Below are 24,149 nucleotides of genomic sequence, written 5' to 3'. Positions count from 1 at the left end.
ATTGGTGGAACTATGCAGCGTTCTGTAAATGAGTTTCTGAGTCCTCGTCATATTGATGTCCAGGAAATCAGTAACACACGTGCTAAAGTGACATTGGAGCCGCTAGAACGCGGTTTCGGTCATACGTTGGGAAATGCTTTACGTCGTATCCTACTCTCTTCAATGCCTGGCTGTGCCATCACTGAAGTTGAGATTGACGGTGTCTTGCATGAATACAGCACAATTGAAGGTGTGCAGGAGGATGTCATTGAGATCCTTCTTAACCTTAAAGGCGTTGCTATCACGCTACACAATGGCGAAGAAGCAACTCTGACTTTGAGCAAATCAGGCTCAGGTGCTGTAACAGCTGGTGATATTCAGTTGAACCAGGATGCAGAGATTGCAAATCCCGACCACGTGATTGCTCACCTGAACTCAGGTGCGACTCTGAATATGCAGCTAAAAGTAACCAACGGACGTGGTTATGTGCCTGCTGACACTCGCGCTAGTGACGAAGATGAAACTCGTGCTATTGGTCGTCTCCAATTGGATGCTTCTTATAGTCCGGTACGCCGTGTTTCTTATGTCGTCGAAAGTGCTCGTGTGGAACAGCGTACTGACCTAGATAAGCTGGTTATTGATATCGAGTCGAACGGTACGATTGATCCTGAAGAGTGCATTCGTCGTGCAGCTACAATTCTTCAACATCAGTTGTCTGTTTTTGTTGATCTTGAAGATGCAGCTGATCAGGCGAAAGATGAGCCAGCAGAGCCGGAAGTAGATCCAATTCTGTTGCGCCCAGTCGATGATTTGGAATTGACGGTTCGTTCTGCCAACTGCCTGAAAGCGGAACAGATTTACTATATTGGTGATCTGATCCAGCGTACAGAAGTTGAGCTGCTGAAAACCCCAAATCTAGGTAAGAAGTCGCTGACAGAGATTAAAGATGTACTTGCTTCCAAAGGTCTTTCTTTGGGCATGCGTCTTGAAAACTGGCCTCCGGCTAGCCTGAAGAACGACGATAAGATCGCATCGTAAGATGCGGTTTTAACTGACCAAGTTGGTAAGGAATTTATAATGCGTCATCGTAAATCTGGTCGTCATTTAAATCGTACCAGCTCGCACCGCAAAGCGATGTTCAAGAACATGGCATGCTCATTATTTGAGCATGAACTGATCCGAACTACTTTGCCAAAAGCGAAAGAACTTCGCCGCGTAGCTGAGCCACTGATTACACTGGCGAAAGAAGATTCGGTTGCAAATCGCCGTTTGGCATTTGACCGTACTCGTAGTAAAGAAGCTGTTGGTAAGCTATTCACTGACCTAGGACCTCGTTATGCGAACCGTCCGGGTGGATATATCCGCATTTTAAAATGTGGGAACCGTCCAGGTGACTGTGCTCCTATGGCTTATGTTGAACTAGTTGACCGTAAGGTAACTGGTGCAGCTGAAGAAGTTGAAGGTTAATTAATTAACCCTCATAAAAAAACCCGGCCTAGGCCGGGTTTTTTATGTCTGCTCTATTATAATTTTAATAGAGGCTTCAAAAAGCGCGCTGTGTGAGAGTCGGAATTACTAGCAACGTCTTCTGGTGTTCCTGTAGCTACAATCATGCCTCCATTTATGCCGCCTTCGGGGCCAAGGTCAACGATCCAGTCGGCTGTTTTAACAACATCTAGATTGTGTTCTATGATAACCACTGTGTTTCCATGATCTCTCAGTCTTCTCAGTACAGACATCAGTTGCTCGATATCATGGAAATGTAATCCAGTTGTTGGTTCATCCAGAATGTACAAGGTCTGGCCTGTATCTCTTTTGGACAGTTCTTTCGCAAGTTTTACGCGCTGTGCCTCGCCGCCAGATAGGGTTGTTGCCGATTGTCCCAAGCGTATGTAAGACAAGCCAACGTCAATTAATGTTTGTAGTCGTCTTGCAAGAGCAGGAATAGCATCAAAAAATTCTCTAGCATCCTCTACGGTTAGCTTAAGTATTGCATCAATGCTTTTGCCCTTATATTCAATCTCAAGTGTTTCCCGGTTGTAACGTTTGCCTTTGCACACATCGCATGGCACGTAAATATCTGCCAGGAAATGCATTTCGACTTTTATTACGCCGTCGCCCTGACATGCCTCGCAACGTCCTCCTTTAACATTAAAGCTAAAGCGCCCTGGTTTATATCCACGAGAGCGCGCTTCTTGTGTTCCCGCTAAAAGCTCTCTTATTGGTGTGAAAATACCAGTGTATGTTGCCGGATTTGAGCGTGGCGTACGCCCTATTGGACTTTGGTCAATATCAATAACTTTATCTAAATGTTGTAGGCCATCAATCGAATCATAGGGAGCGGCATCAAGGGTTGTTGCGTTATTAAGTTCTGTTGCAGCGAGAGGGTAAAGCGTGTTGTTAATCAGAGTTGATTTGCCTGAGCCGGACACGCCTGTGATACAGGTCATTAAGCCCAGTGGGATTTCAATAGTGACGTTTTGTAGGTTGTTACCAGTTGCGCCTGAAAGAGTGAGGAGCTTTGTTTGGTCAACCGGGTTTCTTCTTTCGGGGATGGCAATACATTTAATACCCGATAGATATTGGCCTGTGAGTGATGCGCTGTTATTAATTACTTGATCAGGGGTCCCGCAAGCAACAATTTCTCCTCCATGTACGCCTGCACCCGGGCCAACATCTATTACATAATCAGCTAGCCTAATTGCGTCTTCGTCGTGTTCAACAACAATGACGGTATTACCTAGGTCTCGCAAATGAACGAGAGTTTGCAATAAGCGTTCGTTGTCGCGTTGATGAAGGCCTATAGACGGTTCGTCAAGAATGTACATGACACCCACTAAGCCCGCACCAATCTGGCTTGCTAGTCTTATGCGCTGTGCTTCACCACCGGATAATGTATCGGCCTTACGGTCGAGTGATAAGTAATCTAACCCTACGTTAACAAGGAACGACAGACGTAATCGGATTTCTTTAAGTATTTTGTCTGCGATTTCGCCTTGTTTGCCGCTTAGCTTGAGGTTTTCGTAATATTCAAGACTTGCCCCGATGGGCATAGTAACCATCTCGGGAAGTGTATGTTGATCAATGTATACGTGCCGTGCATCTCTTCTTAATCGGCTGCCATTACACGAAGGGCAGGGCTGCATATTTAGATACTTAGCAAGGTCCTCCCTCACCATGTCGGATTCTGTTTCTTTGTAGCGCCGTTGAAGATTATTTAATACGCCTTCGAAGGGATGCGACTTGGTAATTGTATCGCCTCGGTCGTTTAGATAGGTAAAAGGAACATCTTCACTACCTGTTCCTTCCAAGATCAGGGCTTGTTGTGCTGTAGTAAGCAGTTCGAAGGGTGTATCAATATCAAAAGAGTAGTGATTAGCTACCGCTTTCAACTGCTGGAAATAGTAGAGCGTTCTTCTGTCCCAGCCGCGAATGGCGCCCTCGGATAGAGTTAAGCTGGAGTCCTGAATCACTTTATTAGGATCAAAAAATTGTTTAACCCCTAATCCATCGCAGCCTGGGCATGCGCCGTGAGGGTTGTTAAACGAAAAGAGCCTTGGTTCAAGCTCTTGAATACTATGTCCGCATTCAGGACAAGCAAAGCGAGATGAAAATATGAGGTCAGGTGCTTCGCCATCCATATAGGCGATACGCGCAATACCATCTGTAAGGTTAAGTGCGGTTTCAAAAGACTCTGCGAGGCGTATTTGAAGATCATCACGTACTTTAAATCTATCTACGACGGCTTCTATGGTGTGTTTTTTCTTTTTATCTAATTCTGGTGCGCTGTCTAAATCAACAATAATGCCGTTAATTCTGGCGCGTACAAAACCTTGCTTTCTTAGGTCATGAAAAGTGTGTAAGTGCTCACCTTTGCGGCCTTGGATAACAGGAGCAAGTAGCATTAGCTTGCTGCCTTCTTCTAAAGTCAGAACTTGATCAACCATTTGGCTGACAGTTTGTGCTGCAAGGGGTAAGTCATGGTCTGGGCAGCGCGGTTCTCCTGCTCTCGCAAACAGGAGGCGCAAATAGTCATAGATTTCAGTTATCGTACCGACAGTAGAGCGTGGGTTGTGTGATGTTGATTTTTGCTCGATAGAAATAGCTGGCGATAAACCTTCAATATGGTCTACGTCTGGCTTTTCCATCATGGATAAGAACTGTCTGGCATACGTAGACAAAGATTCAACGTAACGTCTCTGACCCTCGGCATATAACGTATCAAATGCTAATGAGGACTTCCCCGAACCCGAAAGGCCGGTAATAACGACAAGCTTGTCGCGCGGGATATCCAAATCAATATTTTTCAGGTTGTGGGTGCGCGCACCGCGAACCAGAATAGTGTCCATGTTTACTCCAGACAGGAATACAAAAGAGATCGATTATAAAGGACAGAGGGGCGGCAGCGCTATGTGTTCTGTTTCATAAAAATGAATATGTTCAATGTGGCGTGGTTCATATAATTTTATATCTTCTCTGTGGTATGATTTACAATAATAAATAATGGTTTCCCTCTTTAATAGGGACTGATTTATCTGACGGAGATAAGCATGGCACGTGGTGTAAATAAAGTAATATTGGTAGGTAATATGGGTGGTGATCCAGAAGTGCGTTACATGCCGTCAGGAAATGCTGTCACCAATGTTACATTGGCCACCAGTGAGTCTTGGAAAGATAAACAAACAGGGCAGAATCAGGAGCGTACTGAATGGCACCGTGTTGTATTCTTTAACAAGCTTGCTGAAATTGCAGGTGAGTATCTTCGTAAAGGCTCACAGGTTTACATTGAAGGAGCATTGCGTACCCGCAAATGGCAGGATCAGAGCGGCGCAGACCGTTATACAACTGAGATCGTTGCTAGCGAAATGCAAATGCTAGGTGGGCGTGGCGGTAGTAGCAATAATGATTCTGGTTACTCGCAAGACCAAGAGTATAGCCAAGCTCCTGCACCTCAGCAATCGCGTCCCCAGAGTGCTCCTCAGCAGGCACGCCCTCAGCAGAGTGCTCCGCCACAGCAAAGGCCGCAGCAGGCTCCTTCACAACCGCAACAACCGGCACCAAATTTTGATGACTTTGATGACGACATACCGTTCTAAGCCAAAATTTGTTGGTCGATAAAAATTTGTATTAAAGGTCTGCCTTAGCAGGCCTTTTTTATGAGCGAAATTTTTTTGTCTGCTAGTTGATACATTAACCATCTAGGGAGCCGTGTACCTGTTATTTAATTAGCCGCATACTATTGTTTTGTTCATTTATATGAATCAGCATGTTAAAAATAAACTTTTGAAGTGAGTATTAGAGCAGTATGACTGAGTGGACTAAGCTTTTGCCGATTAAAATTCTAGTGACCGGTGGTGATGGGCAGATTGCTCATGACTTGGTTGTACTCGGTGAGCAAGATAGCCATTTTGAATTCATCTGCTTGGGGCTATCTGACTTGGATGTTACATCTTCAGTGGCTATTCAGCAGGCCTTGGATCGCTACATGCCTGATTATGTAGTCAATACGGCCGCGTTTAATAATGTTGATGCTGCAGAGCATGAGCCAGAACGATGTTTTTGTGTCAATCGTGATGCTGTAAAAAACCTTGCTATCGAGTGTGGAGCGTTGTCGATACCGTTAATTCATTTATCAACAGATCATTTGTTCGATGGGCATTATGCGAGCGGTTATGCTGAAAGTGATGATGTTTCGCCGTTGGGAGTATTTGGAGAGAGTAAACGCCAAGGAGAGGATCTGCTCAGACAGTATCAGCCTAGGCATATTATTTTACGCGTAAGCTGGGTGTTTAGTGCTCAAGGAGATAACTATTTGCTGCGCACGCTTGCTAATGCGCGTAAACACACGGCTATTGAAACAGCGGATGATCGGCAAGGTTGTCCTACATCTGCTAGTGATGTAGGACGTGTAATTCTTGCAATTATTAAGCAGCTAGAAAATGGAGCTGATGCTTGGGGCACCTATCATTATTGCGGAGCAGAGGTAACAACTCGTTACCGTTTTACTGAAGCAATTGTCGCTGCAGCCAGCCAATATGAAGCACTGAAAACAACGGATCTTGTCCCTGTTTCTTCACGTGCTTTGCATGTTGAGGTTGAGCGTCCTGCTTCTTCCGTGCTGAAATGCAAAAAGCTGTTAAGCACTTTTGGTATCAAGCAGCGTCCTTGGCGCAGTGAGTTGGTAGCGGTATTGCGTCAGATCTATCAATAAGAACGTTTAGTAAAAAGCCACTAACCCCAAGGTGTTGCGTTATGTGTGATAGCGACGCTTAAAATGTATGTAATGCATAGCAATGCTAAAACGAAGGCGCTAATACGAATAGCTTTAGTTTTGCCGCGTTTCAATGCGACAGTCCCTAAAACGATATATAAAATCAATCCAACGACTTTTGCTGATAACCAGTCGGCCTGAAAGGGGTATTGGTTGATGGCAAAGGTAAGCGCAATAGCGCTGATTAATAGAATAGTATCGATAATATGCGGTAATACTTTGATCAGTTTCTTTTGTAACCATTGGGCATCAAAAAGCATACCTGCGCCACGTACGATAAAAAATAGAATACTTAAAGTGACGCTCGTTAAGTGAATGTGCTTGATTATTGGGTATAGTTCTGACATTTGTATTTCCTGTTGGGTTTTTTTAGGTATTAAACATACTTGCTTTGGCGATCGCAATTATAGCGGTCCTATTATTGAAAATGATACGAGGAGTTAGAAATGTCAGCTCTTGATAGGCCGGGTTTGATGGCAATTGACGATGCATTGTCGATTATTTTAAGTGCAGCACCGCAGGCTGTGGAACAAGAAGTTGTGTATCTGGAGCATGCCGTTGGTCGGGTGTTGGCTGAATCACCCATTGCTGCAGTAGATGTCCCTCCTGCAGATAATAGTAGTATGGATGGATATGCCGTTCACTCCAGCGCATTAAGTATGAGCAGCAAAGTTGCTTTTTCCGTTTCACAAAGGATTCCTGCTGGGAAAGCGCCTGAGCCGCTTTTATCAGGAAGTGTGGCGCGAATTTTTACCGGTGCTGAAATACCCGAGGGTGCGGATACGGTTGTTATCCAAGAGAATGTTGAGCTTGTTGATGGCAAGGTTATTATGACTGGGCCTGTTACAGCAGGACAAAACATCAGAGCTAAAGGTCAGGATATTAAGGCAGGGAAGGCTTTTCTGAGGAAGGGTATGCGACTTCAAGCGGCGGATGTGGGTGTGCTGGCGTCAACAGGGCTGGATAGTATTGCGGTATATCGGCCGATTAAAGTTGCTATATTATCTACCGGTGATGAGCTGGTGAGTCCAGGGGAGGCGTTAGCTCCAGGGCAAATATATAATTCCAACCGGTTTGTGCTGACGTCATTGTTGAGTCAAATGGGGTGTGTGCCGATAGATATCGGTAACGTGGCAGATACAGCAGAAGCTGTGGATGAAGCGTTGATGCAGGCGGCAGAGCAGGCAGATTGTATTATTAGTACTGGGGGAGTGTCGGTTGGAGAAGAGGATCATGTAAAGCAGTGCGTTGAGAACTTAGGGAAGTTGGAAGTATGGCGTTTGAAAATAAAACCAGGGAAGCCTTTGGCGTTTGGTAGAGTGCAGCACACACCTTTTTTTGGTCTTCCTGGCAACCCGGCATCTGCACTTATAACGTTTTGTTTGTTAGCGCGCCCTTTTCTAATGAGGATGCAGGGTGCTGATTATATACCGCCTTTGGCGTTTGAGGTTCCTGCTGACTTTGAACATGTCAAGCCGGGTGTGCGCCAGGAATATTTACGTGCCAGGATGGAGCAAGGGCGTATAAAGGTATTTAAAAACCAAAGTTCTGGTGTGTTATCTTCGGCCAGCTGGTCTAATGGTTTGGCAGTGATTCCGCCGAATACAGTGGTGAATAATGGTGATATGGTAAGCTTTATTCCATTTTCAGATCTGTTGGGCTGATATTATTGGGTTTGGTATGCAATAGCGGGTAAAATGTGCAGTTTACAGCTTGATTAGAGATCTTGATGGAATTGAATACACAGCAAGACCCATTCAAAGAGATGCGCCCTTATTATGATAGTGAAGTTGAAGCGGTATTGCAGAGCTTGTTATATGACAATGAGTTGATCAGTGCAGTAACCCAGTATCAGTTTCCCTCTTTACCCACGTGGATCACTAAGCTGCTTCGCCCTATTGTGCGTATTGCGCTGGCCAGAGAGTTTGGAGATATTCAGTCTGTTAAGCAGTTTCAGCGTACTGTTGCTAAATATATGGCAAAAATGATTTCCAGATCGACAACTCGCTTAAGTTGTTCTGGGATGGAAAATCTTGAAGATGATGAGGCATATTTATTTGTCTCGAATCATCGTGATATAGCTATGGATCCAGCATTTGTAAATTGGACGCACTACCAGCGTGATTTGCCTACGCTGCGTATTGCTATAGGAGACAACTTACTCACTAAGCCGTGTGTGTCTGATCTCATGCGTTTGAATAAAAGTTTCATTGTAAACCGTTCAGCAAAAGGGCCTCGTGAAATGATGGCCGCAGTGACGCAATTGTCAGCATATATAGATTATAGTGTTCAGGAAGGTGAGTCGGTATGGATAGCACAACGCGAAGGTCGTGCAAAAGATGGTAACGATAAAACCGATCCTGCTCTACTTAAAATGTTATATATGAGCCAGCGCAAACAGCGCAGCTTTTCTGAAGCAGTGAAACGATTGAATATTGTTCCCGTGTCTATTTCTTATGAATTTGACCCTTGTGATCGCGCTAAAGCAATTGAGCTTGCCGCGCGTGAAGAAACAGGTGCTTATGAGAAAGGTCAGCATGAGGATCTTGAAAGTATTGTGCAGGGTATTACCGGTTTTAAAGGTGCTGTGCATGTTCACTTTGGTGACGTGATTGTTAATGATTATGAATCGCCGGAGTTGTTAGCTGCTGAATTAGACCGACAGATACATCAAAACTATTTTTTGCATCCCTCGAATTATATTGCTGCAAATTTGCTTGATAAAGTGGATCCAGAAGAACACCTTGCTTTTAAGCAGCGTTTTGAGGGGTTGAATCCGCGTGAGGCTGAAATAATGCGATTGATGTACGCGAACCCTGTATATAACCATGAACCTAAAAAAGGTGATACTAGTGAGTAAATTGACCCATTTAGATGAGCATGGTCATGCTCATATGGTGGATGTGTCAGATAAAGCGGTCACTACACGTGAAGCGCGTGCTTATGCAGAAATCTTAATGTTGCCCGAAACATTGGAAATGATTGTATCGGGGGGGCATAAAAAGGGCGATGTGTTGGCGGTTGCAAGAATTGCTGGTATCCAGGCAGCAAAACGTACCAGTGACCTTATTCCTTTATGTCACCCGTTAATGTTGACAAAAGTTGCAGTTGAGTTGCAGCCAAATAAAGAAAAGTCTGCCATTTGTATTAGTACGCTATGTCGTTTATCAGGCCAAACTGGTGTAGAGATGGAGGCTTTAACTGCCGCCACTGTTGCTGCCTTAACTTTATATGATATGTGTAAAGCGGTTGATAAAGGGATGGTGATCTCTGATGTTAAGTTGATAGAAAAAAAAGGCGGTAAAAGTGGCCATTGGAAAATTGAGGGGTAAATAATGCTGTCAGTAGTGTTTTTTGCTAGTGTGCGTGAGCAGTTGGGTGTTGGGCAAGTCGATCGAGAATGGGATGTGAGCCTTTCTAGTGTCGCAAAGCTTTTGTCATCAATGGTTGAGGATAACGGCGAAAAGTGGGAGCAGGTGTTAATGCGTTCTAATTTGCTGGTAGCTATTAATCAGGAAATGGCAGGCTTAGATGCTCCTATTAAAGATGGTGATGAGATTGCGTTCTTTCCGCCGGTAACAGGTGGGTAATTAATTTTGAAACAGGAAAAGTTAATGCTGGGTTATTTTAGAGCGGCGCTGTATTACACGGCATTTTACCCAGCAACAATTATTTATAGTTTACTTTGTGTTGTAGTGGCGAAGCCTCTGCCCTTTGCTCAGCGTTTTAAGTTTGTTACCCAGATTAACTATTTTTATATAGCGTGGCTGCGTATTTGTTGTGGTGTTAAGTTAGAAGTGGAAGGGTTGGAGCACTTGCCAAAAGATGGGGCGTATGTTGCTATTGCAAACCACCAGAGCGAATGGGAAACCATTTACTTTCAAACGCTTATTCGCCCGCAGTGTGTTGTATTAAAAAAAGAATTACTGAAAATGCCATTTTTTGGTTGGGCACTTGGGCTGCTGGATCCTATCGCTTTGGATAGAAGTCAGAAACGTGGCGCGTTGAGAGAGCTGCTGTCGCAGGGTAAGGACCGATTGGCTAAAGGTATTCCTATTGTGATTTTTCCTCAAGGGACTCGTCTAGCTGTTGGTGAGCGCGGTAAGTTTAATAAAGGTGGTGCTATGCTGGCCGTTAGTTCGGGGGTTCCTGTTGTGCCCATTGCTCATAACGCGGGTGTTTATTGGCCCGGTAAAAGCTTCCTGAAATACCCAGGAACGATTCAGCTACGTATTGGTAAGCCGGTAGTATCTGAGGGGCGCAGTGTTGATGAGGTGCATGCTGATTCAGTTGGTTGGTTACTTGAGCAGATGGATCAGCTTGAAGCGCTGGAAATGAAAAAAGTATAAAGCCGATTCTTGAAAACAAAAAAACCGCCAATAGGCGGTTTTTTATATGCCTCTGGTGTTAGCCGTCAAAACGTTGGAATACTAACGTAGAATTGGTGCCACCGAAGCCAAAGCTGTTTGACATAACACGATCTAATTTAACATTATCTTTGCGTGTGGTAACTACAGGCATGCCTTGTGCTGCTTCATCGAGTTCATCGATATTGGCAGAGGCGCAGATGAAGTCATTTTCCATCATCAGTAGACTGTAGATAGCTTCCTGAACGCCGGTAGCGCCAAGGGAATGCCCAGTTAATGATTTGGTTGAGCTAACAGGGGGCATCTCGTCGCCGAAGGTGTTCTTCATTGCTTTGAGTTCCTGAATGTCTCCAGCTGGAGTGGATGTGCCATGAGAATTGATGTAATCAATAGATCCATCAACGGTGCTCATTGCTTGCTGCATGCAGCGCATAGCGCCTTCGCCTGAAGGAGCAACCATGTCGTAACCATCTGATGTCGCGCCGTAACCAACAAGCTCGCCGTAAATTTTGGCGCCGCGTGCTTTGGCGTGTTCAAGCTCTTCTATTACCAGCATGCCGGCACCGCCAGCAATCACGAAGCCATCACGGTTTGCGTCATATGCTCGTGACGCTTTTTCTGGAGTGTCATTGTATTTGCTGGATAGTGCACCCATCGCATCAAACATGACTGTTAGCGACCAGTGCAATTCTTCACCACCGCCAGCAAAAACAATATCTTGTTTGCCAAGCTGAATCTGTTCCATTGCGTTACCGATGCAATGTGCGCTGGTGGCGCAGGCAGAGGTGATGGAGTAGTTAATGCCTTTAATTTTAAACGGTGTTGCTAAGCAGGCAGAAACGGTGCTGCCCATTGTGCGAGTGACACGGTAAGGGCCTACACGGCGTACACCTTTGGTGCGTAATATATCAGCACTTTCAATGATATCTGCTGATGATGCGCCACCTGAGCCTGCAATCAAACCAGTACGTACATTAGATACTTGGTCTTCGCTAAGGTTAGCGTCTTTTATTGCTTGGTCCATTGCAAGGTACGAATAAGCAGCGGCATTACCCATAAAGCGACGAAGTTTACGATCAATAAGCGCCTCTAGGTCAATGTCAATACTGCCGGCTACATGGCTACGAAAGCCAAGTTCTTTATACTCTTCTTGAAATTTGATGCCTGAGCGGCCTTCTTTCAGTGAGTCGAGTACTGCTTCTTTATCGTTACCCAGGCAGGATACGATGCCCATTCCTGTTACTACAACGCGTCGCATATGTTGTATCTCCTGTTAAGAGGATCTTCTTCTTATTCGTTAATGGATAATTTCGTCCAAAGTACCCGCCTGCAGATTGTCTGATGTGGCGGGTAGGACTTGGTAATGGATTAGAAATTGTCTGTGGATGTGAACAAGCCTACACGGAGGTCTTTGGCTGTATAGATAACTCGGCCATCAACTGAAACAGTTCCATCTGCAATTCCCATGACTAGTTTGCGCTCAATTACGCGCTTTAACTCGATGTGGTATGTCACTTTTTTAGCCGTGGGTAGTACTTGGCCTGTGAATTTTACTTCACCTGACCCAAGTGCGCGCCCGCGGCCTTTGTTGCCTCTCCATCCTAGGTAAAAGCCAACAATTTGCCACATTGCATCAAGTCCCAAGCAGCCAGGCATAACTGGGTCGGTTGGAAAGTGGCAGTCAAAAAACCAGAGATCTGGGTTGATATCGAGTTCGGCGATAATCTCGCCTTTGCCAAATTGGCCTCCATCGTCGGAGATGCTAGTGATGCGATCCATCATTAGCATATTGCCAACTGGCAGGCGTGCATTGCCAAGGCCGAACATTTCGCCGTGCCCGCATTTCAACAGGTCTTCGCGTTCAAAAGAGGATGCTTTAGTCATGTGGTAACTGTCTATCCCAGAGAAATTGTAGTCAAAATATCGGTTGATTATACCGGTTTGGTGCGCTGTAGGCACGGCTTGAGTCAGGTAAATTGGTTAAAGATACGTTTTTAATCATGAAAACGTTGTTTTTATGGTTAAAAAGCGCTGTGTTTCAGTCGTAAAGTCACGAAGGTTTTGTTGCGGTGGTGATATGTTGAGGGAGTAATACAAGCAAAATTGTCTATTTGCTTGTATTAGGTGTGCATGGAAGTTAGGTGTTTCTGTGTACTGCAATATGAGCAAGTAAAGTAAGGGTTTCTTTGAACGAAGAGTCAGGTAGTGCTGATAGGGCATCTATGGCAAGGTCTGCTTGTTTTAATGCGCTTTGTTGTGTGTATTCGATGGCGCCTGAGCTTTTTACTAGCGCTAATATAGGCTCGAGATCTTCAAGTCCGCCTTTGCGGATAGTTTGGCGGATTAGTTGGCGCTCGTCATCGTTAACGACTTTCATTGCTTGAATGAGCGGTAGTGTAGGTTTCCCCTCGGCCAAATCGTCCCCGACATTTTTGCCCATTTCTTCCGCGCTGGAGAGGTAGTCCATTACATCGTCGATAAGCTGAAAAGCAATGCCTAGATGTCTGCCATAATCTCGCAGTGCTTCTTGCTGCTCTTTGGGTGCGTTAGCTAAAATGGCGCCTACTTCAGTTGCTGCTTCAAAAAGCATGGCTGTTTTTCCGATAATGACCTGCATATAGGCTTCTTCGGATGTGTCGGGGTTGCGACAATTTAATAGCTGAAGTACTTCTCCTTCAGCTATGACATTGGTGGCGTTGGATATAACTTTCATTATGTCCATATTGCCAATTTCTACCATGATCTGAAAAGCGCGAGAGTATAAAAAATCGCCTACTAAGACGCTAGGTGCATTTCCCCATTTCGCATTAGCAGTATCTTTTCCGCGGCGAAGATCGGAATTATCTACAACGTCATCATGTAGAAGTGTTGCTGTGTGGATGAATTCAATGACAGCAGAGAGTGAAATGTGGTGTTTGCCGCTGTAGTTGCAGGCATTAGCAGCGAGCAGGACTAGTAAAGGGCGCAGGCGTTTTCCACCGCTCTCAACAATGTAATGGCCAATCTTTTCGACTAGGGGAACGTTGGATCCTAAATGATTGATTATATAGTCATTTACGGACTTGAATTGTGGCTCTATGAGTGAATTTAATTGATGTGGTTGCATGCGACAACTTTATAATATTGATTTGGACATTAGCGCGCATGCTAGGTGTTGGCGAGCAGAGTGTCAAGAATTGACGGTGTTGTGAGCAAATTGCTTGAGTTATTGGGTTGATTGCTTTAAAATCTCGCGCCCTGAGCTTATCCAACTTAGCTCCCTACCATATGGGTTCGCCATTAGAAGTAGGTTTCGTTTTAGTAGCCGGATAAGCGTAAATTGGAGAAAGAAATGTTTGCAGTAATCGTAAGCGGTGGAAAGCAATACCGAGTACAAGAAGGACATACCCTTAAGCTGGAGAAACTGACAGCTGAAGCAGGTTCTAGTATTGAATTTGATCGTGTTTTGATGGTTGGTAATGGCGATGACGTTAAGGTTGGCTTGCCAACTGTCGAAGGCGCAAAAGTTACTGCTGAAGTGATCGGTAATGGTCGTGGCGCAAAAGTGTCAATTATCAAGTTCCGTCGTCGTAAGCACAGCATGACTCGTCAGGGCCACCGTCAGTGGTTTACTGAAGTAAAAATCACTGGAATCAGCGCATAAGCTGAGTTGTCGGGAGATAGAAAATGGCTCATAAGAAAGCGGGTGGTTCTACTCGAAATGGTCGCGATTCACAATCCAAGCGTTTAGGTGTTAAGCGTTTTGGTGGGCAGGTCGTGGTCGCAGGTAATATTATTGTTCGTCAGCGCGGTACGCATTTTCATGCAGGTACTGATGTAGGCCTCGGAAAAGATCACACTTTGTTTGCTAAAGCAGACGGCGTGGTAAAATTCGAAGTTAAAGGCGCAAAAAACCGTAAATACGTCAGCATCGTTCCAGCGTAAAAACTGGCTTTGTTGCTGAAAAAAGCTCCGCTCAGCGGGGCTTTTTTTGTTTATGAGCAGTCCACGCGCTATGCTAAGGCGGAGTTGTTCTTGGGAGATAGAAGATGAAGTTTGTAGATGAAGCGACGATCACTGTAGAAGCGGGTAAGGGTGGTAATGGCTGCCTGAGCTTTCGTCGCGAGAAGTATGTACCCAAGGGCGGTCCTGATGGTGGTGATGGTGGTGATGGCGGCTCTATCTATATGGAAGCAGATGCCGGGCTAAATACGCTGGTTGATTTTCGTTTTACCAGAGTGCACAAAGCGCAAACCGGAAAGGCAGGGATGGGCAGAAACTGTTCGGGTAATAAGGGTGATGATTTGGTGCTGATGGTACCGGTTGGTACTACTGTTATCGATATAGATACCAATGAGGTGCTTGCTGATCTGACAGAGGTGGGTCAGGTTGAAAAAATTGCTCAAGGCGGATTTCATGGTCTGGGTAATACGCGTTATAAAAGCAGTGTGAACCGTGCGCCTCGCCAGACTAGTAATGGCAGCGATGGGGAATTTCGTAACATTAAGCTTGAGCTAAAAGTGCTGGCTGATGTTGGTTTGCTGGGTTTGCCAAATGCGGGCAAGTCCACTTTTGTGCGTGCAGTATCGGCAGCAACACCTAAAGTGGCTGATTACCCTTTTACAACCTTGGTGCCAAGCTTGGGTGTTGTTAGGACGGAACGCAACCGTAGTTTTGTGGTGGCAGATATTCCTGGAATTATCGAGGGTGCTGCTGAAGGAGCTGGTTTAGGTATTCGTTTTCTTAAGCATTTGGCGCGAAATCGTGTGCTGTTGCATATTGTGGATATGGCGCCATGGGATGAGCAAACTCCTGCTGAATCTGCAAAAGTAGTTGTTGAAGAGCTTGCAAAATTCAGTCCTACGCTGGCAGATCAGCCGCGTTGGTTGGTGCTGAATAAATTAGACTTGGTGCCTGCTGAAGAGCAAGACGAGCGTTGTCAGTCTGTTATTGATGCGTTGGGGTGGGAAGGTCCTATTTATCGCATATCGGCGATCGATAAGGGTGGTGTTAAGCCGCTAACCATGGATCTTCAGAACTTCCTTGATGAGCGGGCGGCTGCTTTTCTTGCTGAGCCGGAGTTGCAGCAAGAGGAGAATGAAGTTCGTGCATTGGTTGATGCTGAGGCGCGTCTGCATATTGAGCGTCTGCGTCAGTCTATGCGTAAAAAGCGTGAAGCTGATCAGGATCTTGATATCGACGATGATGACTTCGACGATGATGATTACGATGTTGATGTGGAATATGTTCGCTGAATTTAGCGCGAAGAGGTAATTGTGGCTGCAAGTCGAGATAAGTTGCGAAAAGCGCGGCGCTGGGTTGTTAAGATTGGCAGCGCTCTATTGACTAATGATGGTCAGGGGTTGGATGAGGCGGCGATTAGTCGTTGGGTAGACCAGTTGGCTGCCTTGAAGCAGCAGGGTGTTGAGGTTGTTTTGGTTTCTTCTGGCGCTGTTGCTGAGGGGATGACGAGGCTCGGTTGGAATGTGCGGCCTAAAGAGCTTAATCGTTTGCAGGCAGCGGCTGCGGTTGGGCAGATGGGGCTGGTGCAGGCATATGAAGCAAATTTTCAACGCCATGGTACGCATACCGCTCAAATTTTGCTGACTCACGATGACCTGACTAATCGAAATCGCTATTTAAATGCCCGTGCGGCTCTTAAGACTCTGCTTGAGATGGGTGTTGTGCCAGTCGTGAATGAAAATGACACGGTTGTAACTGATGAGATTAGGTTTGGTGATAATGACACCTTGGCTGCATTAGTTGCGAATTTGATTGAGGCAGACGGTGTTGTTTTGCTTACGGACCAGCATGGATTGTATACAGCTGATCCTCGTTCTAACCCGCAGGCTGAGTTGATTTCTCAGGCGCGTGCTGAAGATGAGGCTTTGATAGCGGTTGCAGGTAGTGGTGGAAAGTTGGGTCAAGGTGGTATGGCGACGAAGGTACGGGCTGCGAAGCTCGCTGCTCGTTCTGGTGCCGTAACTCTTATTGCTAGCGGTCGTGAAGACGACGTCTTGTTGCGTTTGAAGAAGGGGGAGGTGCTGGGAACGCTCTTGGTGCCTGATCGTAGCCCTATGGCGGCGAGGAAGCAGTGGTTGGCTGGGCATTTGCAGGCAAGAGGTACTTTGGTGCTGGATGCTGGTGCTGTGTTGGCTTTGACTGAGCGGGGTAAGAGTTTGTTGCCTGCTGGTGTTAAAGAGCTATCGGGCGAATTTACGCGTGGGGAGATGGTGTTGATCGCCGATGAGGCTGGTCGAATTGTGGCGCGAGGCTTGGTTAATTATGGGGCTGCAGATGCTCGTAAAATAGTTGGTAGGCCAAGCTCGATGATCTCGGCGACATTGGGTTATATAAGTGAAGAAGAATTAGTGCACAGAGATAATTTGGTATTGGCTTGAAATTGTAATATTTAGATATAAAAAAACCGGCAAAAGCCGGTTTTTTTAAAAGCAGTGCTTATTAAGCCATTGCTTTGATGCGTGTGTTCATGCGGCTTTTACTGCGGGCAACTTTGTTTTTCTCAAAAATGCCTTTGTTCACAGAAGAGTCCATGAGTGGCTGTGCAACTTTTAATGCTTCGTTTGCAGCAGCTTTGTCTCCACTAGCGATAGCAGTGAAAACTTTCTTAATGTACGTTCGAACCATGGAGCGGAGGCTAGCATTATGCTGACGACGTTTCTCCGACTGGCGAGCGCGTTTACGGGATCCTGCGGAGTTAGCCATAATCCGGCTCCTTACAAGTAGGGTTAGTATCCATCTGGTAAAATCACCAGAATTTGAGACGCAAGATTATTCATATTTCTGAGCCTGTTGTCAATAAAAACAAGCAAGTTTATTCTAAAATCGATAAGATGCGTTGCATATAGAGTATCACTTGTAAGGGAAATTTGTGAGTAAAGGTGCGGCAGAAGAGAAAAAGTCCCGTGGTGGGTTGCTGCGCTCGAGCGGAATAGTCGGCATGATGACTATGCTTTCTCGTGTGCTGGGACTGGTGAGAGATGTTGTTATTGCAAACTATTTTGGTGCCAGCGGGAGTGCGGATGCATTTTTTGTAGCATTTAAAATTCCTAACTTTCTACGGCGTTTGTTTGCCGAGGGTGCTTTTTCGCAAGCTTTTGTTCCCGTACTGTCTGAGTACCAAACCCGAAATGATCATGGTGAAGTAAAGCGCTTAGTAGATAGAGTAGCGGGTACATTAGGCCTTGTTCTACTGGTGATTACTGTGTTCGCTGTTTTGGCTGCGCCAGTGTTGACTGCGTTGTTTGCTCCTGGTTTTTATATGGATAACACGCACAAGTTTGAGCTGGCGTCTGACATGCTGCGAATTACATTTCCCTATTTGCTGCTGATATCGCTGACGGCCTTTGCCGGTGCTATTTTAAATACGTACAGTCGCTTTGCGGTCCCTGCTTTTACGCCAGTGTTGTTAAATATCTGTTTGATAGGTTCTGCTATTTTCCTTAGCCCTATGTTTGATGAGCCTATTGTGGCACTTGCATGGGGAGTGTTGATTGCTGGTGTGGTGCAACTTATTTTTCAGTTCCCTTTTTTGATGCACCTAAAGCTGCTGCCAAAGCCTGTATTCGGTTGGCGGGATGAGGGTGTTCAGCGCATTCTCAAGCTAATGCTTCCGGCAATGTTTGGTGTTTCAGTAGCGCAGATCAATTTGCTGCTTGATACCGTGCTGGCGTCTTTTCTGCAGACAGGAAGTGTTTCGTGGTTATATTACTCTGATCGTCTGACTGAGCTGCCATTGGGTGTGTTTGGCATCGCTATATCCACGGTTATTTTGCCAAGCCTCGCCAGGAAGCATGCAAGTGGGTCTGCGCAAGAGTTTTCTCGCACCTTAGATTGGGCGGTGCGAATGATTCTATTGATCGCTTTGCCCTCTGCCCTTGCACTTATTTTGCTGGCTGAGCCGCTAATCATTACTTTATTTAAGTATGGTGCGCTGACTGAGAGAGATGTATCTATGTCAGCAATGAGTTTGCAGGCATATGCCTGTGGGCTGCTGGCGTTTATGTTAATTAAGGTGTTAGCTCCCGGTTATTTCTCGCGACAAGATATGAAAACACCAGTAAAAATTGCGGTTCAGGCGATGGTCGCTAATATGGCTTTTAATTTGTTACTGATTTGGCATTTCCATCATGTGGGCTTGGCCGTGGCAACGGCGTTATCTGCCTTTTTGAATGCGGGTCTGTTATTGAGAGGGTTAGTGCGAGAGAAGGTTTTTGTGTGGCAGTCTGGATGGGGTGTGTTGTTGGTAAGGCTGTTCTTGGCTTTGATCGTGTTATCTGTCGTCATTGTATGGCTTAGTCCACCTGTTGATGTGTGGATGAGTGGGGATGTGTGGGCGCGCGTTAAGTCTATGTTACTTGTGGTAGTTGCGGGTGCTGTCGCGTATTTTGGTGTATTGCTGCTTGCGGGGTTGAGATTGCAGCATATTCGCGCCTAATTCGAATTTGCAGTACTCGTTGTATACTAAGTGAGCTATAATTCTGCGTTTTTATTTAGGCAGTATGGAATTCGATGGAATTGATTCGAGGGTTGCATAACTTACGTCAAAAACACCGTGGATGTGTGGCGACTATCGGTAACTTCGATAGTGTCCATCTTGGACATGTGTGTGTATTGGAGCAAGTGAAGTCAAAAGCCTTGGAATTGGGACTGCCGACCACAGTCATTATTTTTGAGCCGCAGCCCCGAGAATTCTTTGGTGGTGAAAGTATTCCATCAAGATTAACTCGATTTGGTGAGAAAGTCCGTCTGCTGCAAGCTCAGGGTATAGATAGAGTTTTGTGCCTTACGTTTAATGCTCAATTACAACAGATGACAGCAGCTGAATTTGTTCAAAACTTGCTGCTTAAAGGGCTTGATGTAAAGTATTTTGTGGTAGGCGATGATTTTAGGTTTGGTTGCGACCGCTCAGGTGATTACCAGATGCTGGAAGCCGTAGGGCAGCAATATGGGTTTAGTGTTGCGAATACTGATACGTTCACGGTTGCGGGAGAAAGGGTCAGCAGCACGCGTGTGAGAAAGGTACTTGAGCAAAATGATTTTGACCTAGCGGGGCGTTTGCTTGGGCGTCGATATCGTATTGCTGGGCGTGTTATGCATGGCCAAAAGTTGGCCCGTCAATTAGGGGTGCCCACTGCAAACATCCGTATGCATCGCTTCATTGCGCCACTACGAGGTGTTTATGCTGTCACCGTGTACCGTGGTGATCAACTCTTGGGGCAGGGTGTTTGTAATATAGGCATGCGTCCAACAGTTAATGGTACTCAACCAGTTTTAGAAGTTCATTTACTAGATTTTGATGAAGACTTATACGGGCAGTTACTCAGTGTTGAATTTGAGACTTTCCTAAGAAAAGAGCAGAAGTTTGACGGGCTGGAACAGCTTCGTGAACAAATTTTTAATGATATAGAGGTTGCGCAAACTTACTTTGCTCAATCTAAATGATCTGGAATAAAAGCGATGACCGACTATAAAGCGACACTGAATCTGCCGGATACGGAATTCCCAATGCGAGGCAATCTGGCTAAGCGTGAACCTGATATGCTGAAAAAATGGCAAGAAATGGGTTTATATCAGCGAATTCGCGAAATTAATGCAGGTCGTCCCAAGTTTATTCTGCATGATGGCCCTCCATACGCAAATGGTAATATTCATTTAGGGCATGCAGTAAACAAAGTATTAAAAGATATTATTATTAAATCCAAAACATTGGATGGCTTTGATGCACCTTATGTCCCTGGATGGGATTGTCATGGCTTGCCTATCGAGCATAAAGTTGAGGTCACTCACGGTAAAAACATGGGATCTGATAAGACTCGTGAGTTATGCCGTAGCTATGCCCATGAGCAGATTGAGGGTCAGAAAGACGACTTCATTCGCCTTGGTGTATTTGGTGATTGGGCAAACCCTTATAAAACCATGGATTTTGCTAATGAGGCCGGTGAAATTCGTGCATTAGGAAAAATGGTTGAAGGTGGATACGTTTTTAAAGGCCTGAAGCCGGTTAACTGGTGTTTTGACTGCGGTTCGGCATTGGCTGAGGCTGAAGTTGAATATGCAGACAAAAAATCTTCCGCAATTGATGTCGCCTTTGAATGTAAAGATACTGAAAAATTGGCTGCCGCTTTTGGGCTGGCTGCTTTGGATAAACCTGCATTTTCGGTTATCTGGACAACAACGCCATGGACTATCCCTGCTAACCAAGCGATGAATGTTCATCCTGAATTTGATTACGCTTTGGTAGATACAGGTGACCGCTATCTATTGCTAGCAGCAGAACTGGTTGATAGCTGCTTAGAGCGTTATGAGCTACAGGGTAGTATTGCTGCCAAAGCAACAGGCGTTGCGTTAGAGCATATTGCATTTCAGCATCCGTTATATGATCGTGAATCTCCGATTTATTTGGCTGACTATGTCGCACTCGATGCCGGTACAGGTATTGTGCATTCATCACCCGCTTATGGTGTAGACGACTTTGTCACTTGCCGTAGTTATGGGATGGCGTTTGAGCAAATCCTCAGCTTAGTAAAAGCTGATGGTGTTTATATTGATGACTTGGCCGATTTTGGTGGACTGTCTATTTGGGCTGCTAACCCTAAAATTGTTGAAAAGTTACGTGAAAATCAGCGTTTGCTAACCCATAAAACCATTACCCATAGTTATATGCATTGCTGGCGCCATAAAACGCCGCTTATATATCGTGCTACAGCACAATGGTTTGTTGGTATGGATAAGCAGGCTAACTCTGGAGCAACATTACGTGAAAGCGCAATAGAGGCCATTGAGCAGACTCAGTTTGTTCCTGCTTGGGGTAAACCTCGCTTACATAGCATGATTGCTAACCGTCCTGATTGGTGTATCTCACGCCAACGTAACTGGGGCGTGCCGATTCCGTTCTTCTTGCATAAAGAGACGGGTGAACTGCATCAAAACACTGTTGCTTTGATGGAAAAAGTTGCATTACGTGTTGAGAAAGAAGGGATTGAAGCTTGGTTTAAACTCGATGCAACGGAGCTATTGGGTGACGAAGCAGGTCAGTACGAAAAAGTAACAGACACATTAGACGTGTGGTTTGATTCAGGAACAACGCATTGGCATGTTATGCGTGGTTCTCACCCTATGGGGCATGACCAAGGCCCGCGTGCTGATCTTTACTTAGAAGGCTCGGATCAGCATCGAGGGTGGTTTCACTCATCACTGTTGACCGGTTGTGCAATTGACGGGCATGCGCCTTATAAAGAACTTCTTACACACGGTTTTACCGTAGATGAGAAGGGTTACAAGATGTCTAAATCTTTAGGTAATACGGTTGCTCCGCAAGAAGTTACTGGCACTCTAGGTGCTGATATTTTGCGTTTATGGGTCGCGTCTACTGATTATTCGGGTGAGATGGCTGTTTCTAAGCAGATTCTGCAGCGCACAGCTGATTCATATCGCCGTATTCGTAATACTTCACGTTTCTTGTTAGCAAACCTCAATGGTTTTGATCCTGTTACTGACTTAGTAGCACCGAAGGATATGTTGGCATTGGATCGTTGGGCTGTTGATGCGACAGCACGTTTGCAAGAAAAGGTGAAAGAATCTTATGCAAGTTATCGTTTTTTAGACGTATATCAACAAGTACATCACTTCTGTGTGCAAGAGCTGGGTGGTTTTTACTTAGATATTATCAAGGATCGCCAATACACCACTAAAGCAGACAGTTTGGTGCGCCACTCTTGTCAGACGGCGTTGTACCACATTGCACAAGCTATCACTCGTTGGATTGCCCCCATCCTCAGCTTCACGTCTGAAGAGATTTATGCTGCATTACCGGGTAAAGATAAGAGTGAAAGCATCTTCTTCGAAACGTGGTATGAAGGGCTGTTTGAACTCGATGCAGAAGTTGCTTTTGACCGTGAGTATTGGGCTCGTATTTTTGAAGTTAAAAGTGCTGTGAATAAAGTGTTGGAGGAGGCTCGTAACGAAAAGTTAGTGAAAGCTTCCTTATCTACCGAAGCAACACTGTACGTTAGTGACAGTATTATGACTGACCTTGAACGATTGGGATCAGAGCTACGCTTCGTGTTGATTACTTCGGAAGCGGCTTTAAAACCGTTGTCTGATGCAAAAGATGCTCGTGACACGGAGCTGGAAGGTATGAAAGTGGCGTTAAAAGCATCTGAACATGTTAAATGTGAGCGCTGTTGGCATCACCGAGAGGATGTTGGTGCTCATGCAGAGCACCCGGCATTATGTAATCGCTGCGTTGAAAACGTTTATGGTGAGGGTGAAGCACGCCAGTTTGCTTAAAATATAATGACAGAATTGCAGAAAGGAAAAAGTTTGGGTTCGCTAAAATGGTTGTGGCTAACGGTGTTTGTGTTAGCTGCAGACCTGCTTAGTAAGAACTTTGCTCAGGAATGGTTGGATTACGGCGTCCCAGTTACGCTGTTTTCCAGTTTGGATATGACGCTACTTTACAATCGAGGTGCTGCTTTTAGCTTTTTATCAGATGCTAGTGGCTGGCAACGATGGTTGTTTGTTGTTATTGCTATTGTCATTAGCGGGGTATTAGCCGTATGGCTTAAACGCACTGATAAGCAGCAGTGGTGCCTATGTATGGGGCTTGCGTTAATTCTCGGGGGCGCTTTAGGTAATTTACATGACCGAATACTTTTGGGCTATGTCGTGGATTTTATCTCTGTTTATTATCAATCCTACTTTTTCCCTGCGTTCAATTTAGCTGATAGCGCGATTACGCTTGGCGCCGCTATTATGATTATCGACATGCTGTTTTTAGAAAAGCAAAATGAAGATGCGTGACATCTTCACTAATATGAGATTTGGAGAAAATCATGAGTGATAGTGTCATAGGGCCTGAAAAAACGATCACTTTGCATTTTGAAATTCGTTTAGATAATGGTGATGTTGTTGATAGCAACTTCGCTAATCAGCCCGTTACGTTTACTGTTGGTGACGGCAACATGCTTGCAGGATTTGAAGCAGCTATTTTTGGTTTGAAAGTAGGTGACCGCCAAACTTTCCAGATAACACCTGAACACGGGTTCGGAATGCCTAACCCGAGTAACATTCAAAAAGTGGGGCTCGAAAGCTTTTCAGGTATTGATTTAGAAGTCGGTTTAGTAATAGGCTTTCAAGATGCTAGTGGGGAATTGCCTGGTGTTGTTATGGCATTTGACGATAAAAATGTTAGTGTTGACTTTAATCACCCGTTAGCAGGGAAAAACTTAGAATTTGAAGTGCAGATACTAGAAGTCGCTGCATAACCAACCATTGATTAATATGGAATTATGACAAGGATTGTTGCCCTCTCTATCCTCTCGCTTTTTTACTTGCGTGTAAAAATGGCTACATCCGCTTTTTGACCTATACTCATATTTATTAATGTGTTTAGATTTTGTACAGTTTTTGAACTCTATAATGATATGAATACAATCTTCATGGATAGAAGATCAACTAATACAAGGAAATGTAATGACCTCTAATAGATGATTTTAAAGAGCAATATGAAGCGAAATCTAGGTTTTACA

Annotated in this window: 24 protein-coding genes; 18 read left to right on the top strand and 6 right to left on the bottom strand. The window is 45.1% G+C overall.

The annotated features are described in order from the left end of the window. Positions 1-12 precede the first annotated feature (12 nt). Both rpoA and rplQ read left to right on the top strand, forming a co-directional pair. A complete protein-coding gene (gene rpoA, locus QZZ55_RS06880) occupies positions 13-1,017 on the top strand; it encodes a DNA-directed RNA polymerase subunit alpha (RefSeq protein WP_293266602.1) in 1,005 nt (334 codons plus the stop codon). 39 nt (positions 1,018-1,056) lie between these two features. Beyond that, complete coding sequence (gene rplQ / locus QZZ55_RS06875) at positions 1,057-1,446, top strand: 50S ribosomal protein L17 (protein ID WP_028470375.1); 390 nt, start codon at positions 1,057-1,059, stop codon at positions 1,444-1,446. Positions 1,447-1,502: 56 nt separating this feature from the next. Here rplQ and uvrA read toward each other — a convergent pair whose 3' ends face one another. Further along, positions 1,503-4,328, bottom strand: a complete 2,826-nt coding sequence (gene uvrA, locus QZZ55_RS06870; RefSeq protein WP_293266601.1) for an excinuclease ABC subunit UvrA — start codon at positions 4,326-4,328, stop codon at positions 1,503-1,505. Positions 4,329-4,529: 201 nt separating this feature from the next. Here uvrA and ssb point away from each other — a divergent pair, with 201 nt between their 5' ends. Then, a complete protein-coding gene (ssb, locus tag QZZ55_RS06865) occupies positions 4,530-5,075 on the top strand; it encodes a single-stranded DNA-binding protein (RefSeq protein WP_293266600.1) in 546 nt (181 codons plus the stop codon). 209 nt (positions 5,076-5,284) lie between these two features. Next, positions 5,285-6,190: a dTDP-4-dehydrorhamnose reductase gene (gene rfbD / locus QZZ55_RS06860; protein ID WP_293266599.1), complete on the top strand. Its 906-nt coding sequence runs from the start codon at positions 5,285-5,287 to the stop codon at positions 6,188-6,190. A gap of 20 nt (positions 6,191-6,210) precedes the next feature. Here the strand turns inward: rfbD and QZZ55_RS06855 are convergent, their stop codons facing one another. Then, the gene (locus QZZ55_RS06855) at positions 6,211-6,597 is read right to left on the bottom strand and encodes a SirB2 family protein (protein WP_293266598.1); all 387 of its coding nucleotides are present in this window, start codon (positions 6,595-6,597) and stop codon (positions 6,211-6,213) included. Positions 6,598-6,696: 99 nt separating this feature from the next. Here QZZ55_RS06855 and glp point away from each other — a divergent pair, with 99 nt between their 5' ends. The 5 genes from glp (at position 6,697) to QZZ55_RS06830 (ending at position 10,599) form a co-directional block, all read left to right on the top strand. Further along, the gene (gene glp / locus QZZ55_RS06850; protein ID WP_293266597.1) at positions 6,697-7,914 is read left to right on the top strand and encodes a gephyrin-like molybdotransferase Glp; all 1,218 of its coding nucleotides are present in this window, start codon (positions 6,697-6,699) and stop codon (positions 7,912-7,914) included. Positions 7,915-7,979: 65 nt separating this feature from the next. Beyond that, entirely contained in the window at positions 7,980-9,110 is a 1,131-nt protein-coding gene (locus tag QZZ55_RS06845; RefSeq protein WP_293266596.1) for a 1-acyl-sn-glycerol-3-phosphate acyltransferase, read from the top strand. Next, a complete protein-coding gene (gene moaC, locus QZZ55_RS06840; protein WP_293266595.1) occupies positions 9,103-9,582 on the top strand; it encodes a cyclic pyranopterin monophosphate synthase MoaC in 480 nt (159 codons plus the stop codon). Before QZZ55_RS06845 ends, moaC begins: the two co-directional genes overlap by 8 nt. Positions 9,583-9,585: 3 nt before the next feature. Beyond that, positions 9,586-9,840: a MoaD/ThiS family protein gene (locus tag QZZ55_RS06835; protein ID WP_293266594.1), complete on the top strand. Its 255-nt coding sequence runs from the start codon at positions 9,586-9,588 to the stop codon at positions 9,838-9,840. A 24-nt stretch (positions 9,841-9,864) separates the two neighbouring features. Continuing rightward, on the top strand, positions 9,865-10,599 hold the full coding sequence (locus tag QZZ55_RS06830; protein WP_293266593.1) for a lysophospholipid acyltransferase family protein: 735 nt from the start codon (positions 9,865-9,867) through the stop codon (positions 10,597-10,599). Positions 10,600-10,657: 58 nt separating this feature from the next. On the opposite strand, the gene fabB is transcribed toward QZZ55_RS06830, so the two are convergent. The 3 genes from fabB to ispB all read right to left on the bottom strand — a co-directional run bounded on the left by fabB (position 10,658) and on the right by ispB (position 13,723). Then, positions 10,658-11,875 (bottom strand): beta-ketoacyl-ACP synthase I, encoded by a 1,218-nt coding sequence (gene fabB, locus QZZ55_RS06825; RefSeq protein WP_293266592.1) that lies wholly within the window; start codon positions 11,873-11,875, stop codon positions 10,658-10,660. A 110-nt stretch (positions 11,876-11,985) separates the two neighbouring features. After that, positions 11,986-12,501 (bottom strand): bifunctional 3-hydroxydecanoyl-ACP dehydratase/trans-2-decenoyl-ACP isomerase, encoded by a 516-nt coding sequence (gene fabA, locus QZZ55_RS06820; protein ID WP_028470386.1) that lies wholly within the window; start codon positions 12,499-12,501, stop codon positions 11,986-11,988. A 253-nt stretch (positions 12,502-12,754) separates the two neighbouring features. Continuing rightward, the gene (gene ispB, locus QZZ55_RS06815; protein WP_293266591.1) at positions 12,755-13,723 is read right to left on the bottom strand and encodes an octaprenyl diphosphate synthase; all 969 of its coding nucleotides are present in this window, start codon (positions 13,721-13,723) and stop codon (positions 12,755-12,757) included. 225 nt (positions 13,724-13,948) lie between these two features. On the opposite strand from ispB, the gene rplU reads away from it, so the two are divergent. The 4 genes from rplU to proB all read left to right on the top strand — a co-directional run bounded on the left by rplU (position 13,949) and on the right by proB (position 16,997). After that, complete coding sequence (rplU, locus tag QZZ55_RS06810) at positions 13,949-14,260, top strand: 50S ribosomal protein L21 (RefSeq protein ID WP_028470388.1); 312 nt, start codon at positions 13,949-13,951, stop codon at positions 14,258-14,260. A 23-nt stretch (positions 14,261-14,283) separates the two neighbouring features. After that, complete coding sequence (rpmA, locus tag QZZ55_RS06805) at positions 14,284-14,541, top strand: 50S ribosomal protein L27 (RefSeq protein ID WP_293266590.1); 258 nt, start codon at positions 14,284-14,286, stop codon at positions 14,539-14,541. A 104-nt stretch (positions 14,542-14,645) separates the two neighbouring features. After that, positions 14,646-15,851 (top strand): Obg family GTPase CgtA, encoded by a 1,206-nt coding sequence (gene cgtA, locus QZZ55_RS06800; RefSeq protein ID WP_293266589.1) that lies wholly within the window; start codon positions 14,646-14,648, stop codon positions 15,849-15,851. 21 nt (positions 15,852-15,872) lie between these two features. Continuing rightward, positions 15,873-16,997, top strand: coding sequence for a glutamate 5-kinase (gene proB / locus QZZ55_RS06795; protein WP_293266588.1), 1,125 nt, complete (start codon positions 15,873-15,875; stop codon positions 16,995-16,997). A 61-nt stretch (positions 16,998-17,058) separates the two neighbouring features. On the opposite strand, the gene rpsT is transcribed toward proB, so the two are convergent. Further along, complete coding sequence (rpsT, locus tag QZZ55_RS06790) at positions 17,059-17,322, bottom strand: 30S ribosomal protein S20 (RefSeq protein WP_293266587.1); 264 nt, start codon at positions 17,320-17,322, stop codon at positions 17,059-17,061. Positions 17,323-17,488: 166 nt separating this feature from the next. On the opposite strand from rpsT, the gene murJ reads away from it, so the two are divergent. The 5 genes from murJ to QZZ55_RS06765 all read left to right on the top strand — a co-directional run bounded on the left by murJ (position 17,489) and on the right by QZZ55_RS06765 (position 23,885). Then, positions 17,489-19,054: a murein biosynthesis integral membrane protein MurJ gene (gene murJ, locus QZZ55_RS06785; protein ID WP_293266586.1), complete on the top strand. Its 1,566-nt coding sequence runs from the start codon at positions 17,489-17,491 to the stop codon at positions 19,052-19,054. Between the two features lie 74 nt (positions 19,055-19,128). After that, complete coding sequence (gene ribF / locus QZZ55_RS06780) at positions 19,129-20,061, top strand: bifunctional riboflavin kinase/FAD synthetase (RefSeq protein ID WP_293266585.1); 933 nt, start codon at positions 19,129-19,131, stop codon at positions 20,059-20,061. Positions 20,062-20,076: 15 nt separating this feature from the next. Further along, a complete protein-coding gene (gene ileS / locus QZZ55_RS06775) occupies positions 20,077-22,908 on the top strand; it encodes an isoleucine--tRNA ligase (protein ID WP_293266584.1) in 2,832 nt (943 codons plus the stop codon). 33 nt (positions 22,909-22,941) lie between these two features. After that, positions 22,942-23,421 (top strand): signal peptidase II, encoded by a 480-nt coding sequence (gene lspA, locus QZZ55_RS06770; protein ID WP_366512299.1) that lies wholly within the window; start codon positions 22,942-22,944, stop codon positions 23,419-23,421. Positions 23,422-23,453: 32 nt separating this feature from the next. Beyond that, a complete protein-coding gene (locus QZZ55_RS06765; protein ID WP_293266582.1) occupies positions 23,454-23,885 on the top strand; it encodes a peptidylprolyl isomerase in 432 nt (143 codons plus the stop codon). The last annotated feature ends 264 nt before the right edge of the window (positions 23,886-24,149 follow it).

This window comes from Neptunomonas sp. (assembly GCF_016744175.1).
In the GTDB taxonomy this organism is placed as follows: domain Bacteria; phylum Pseudomonadota; class Gammaproteobacteria; order Pseudomonadales; family Balneatricaceae; genus Neptunomonas.
The sequence above is the reverse complement of the archived record's forward strand: the minus strand, read 5'-3'. Positions and strand labels throughout refer to the sequence as shown.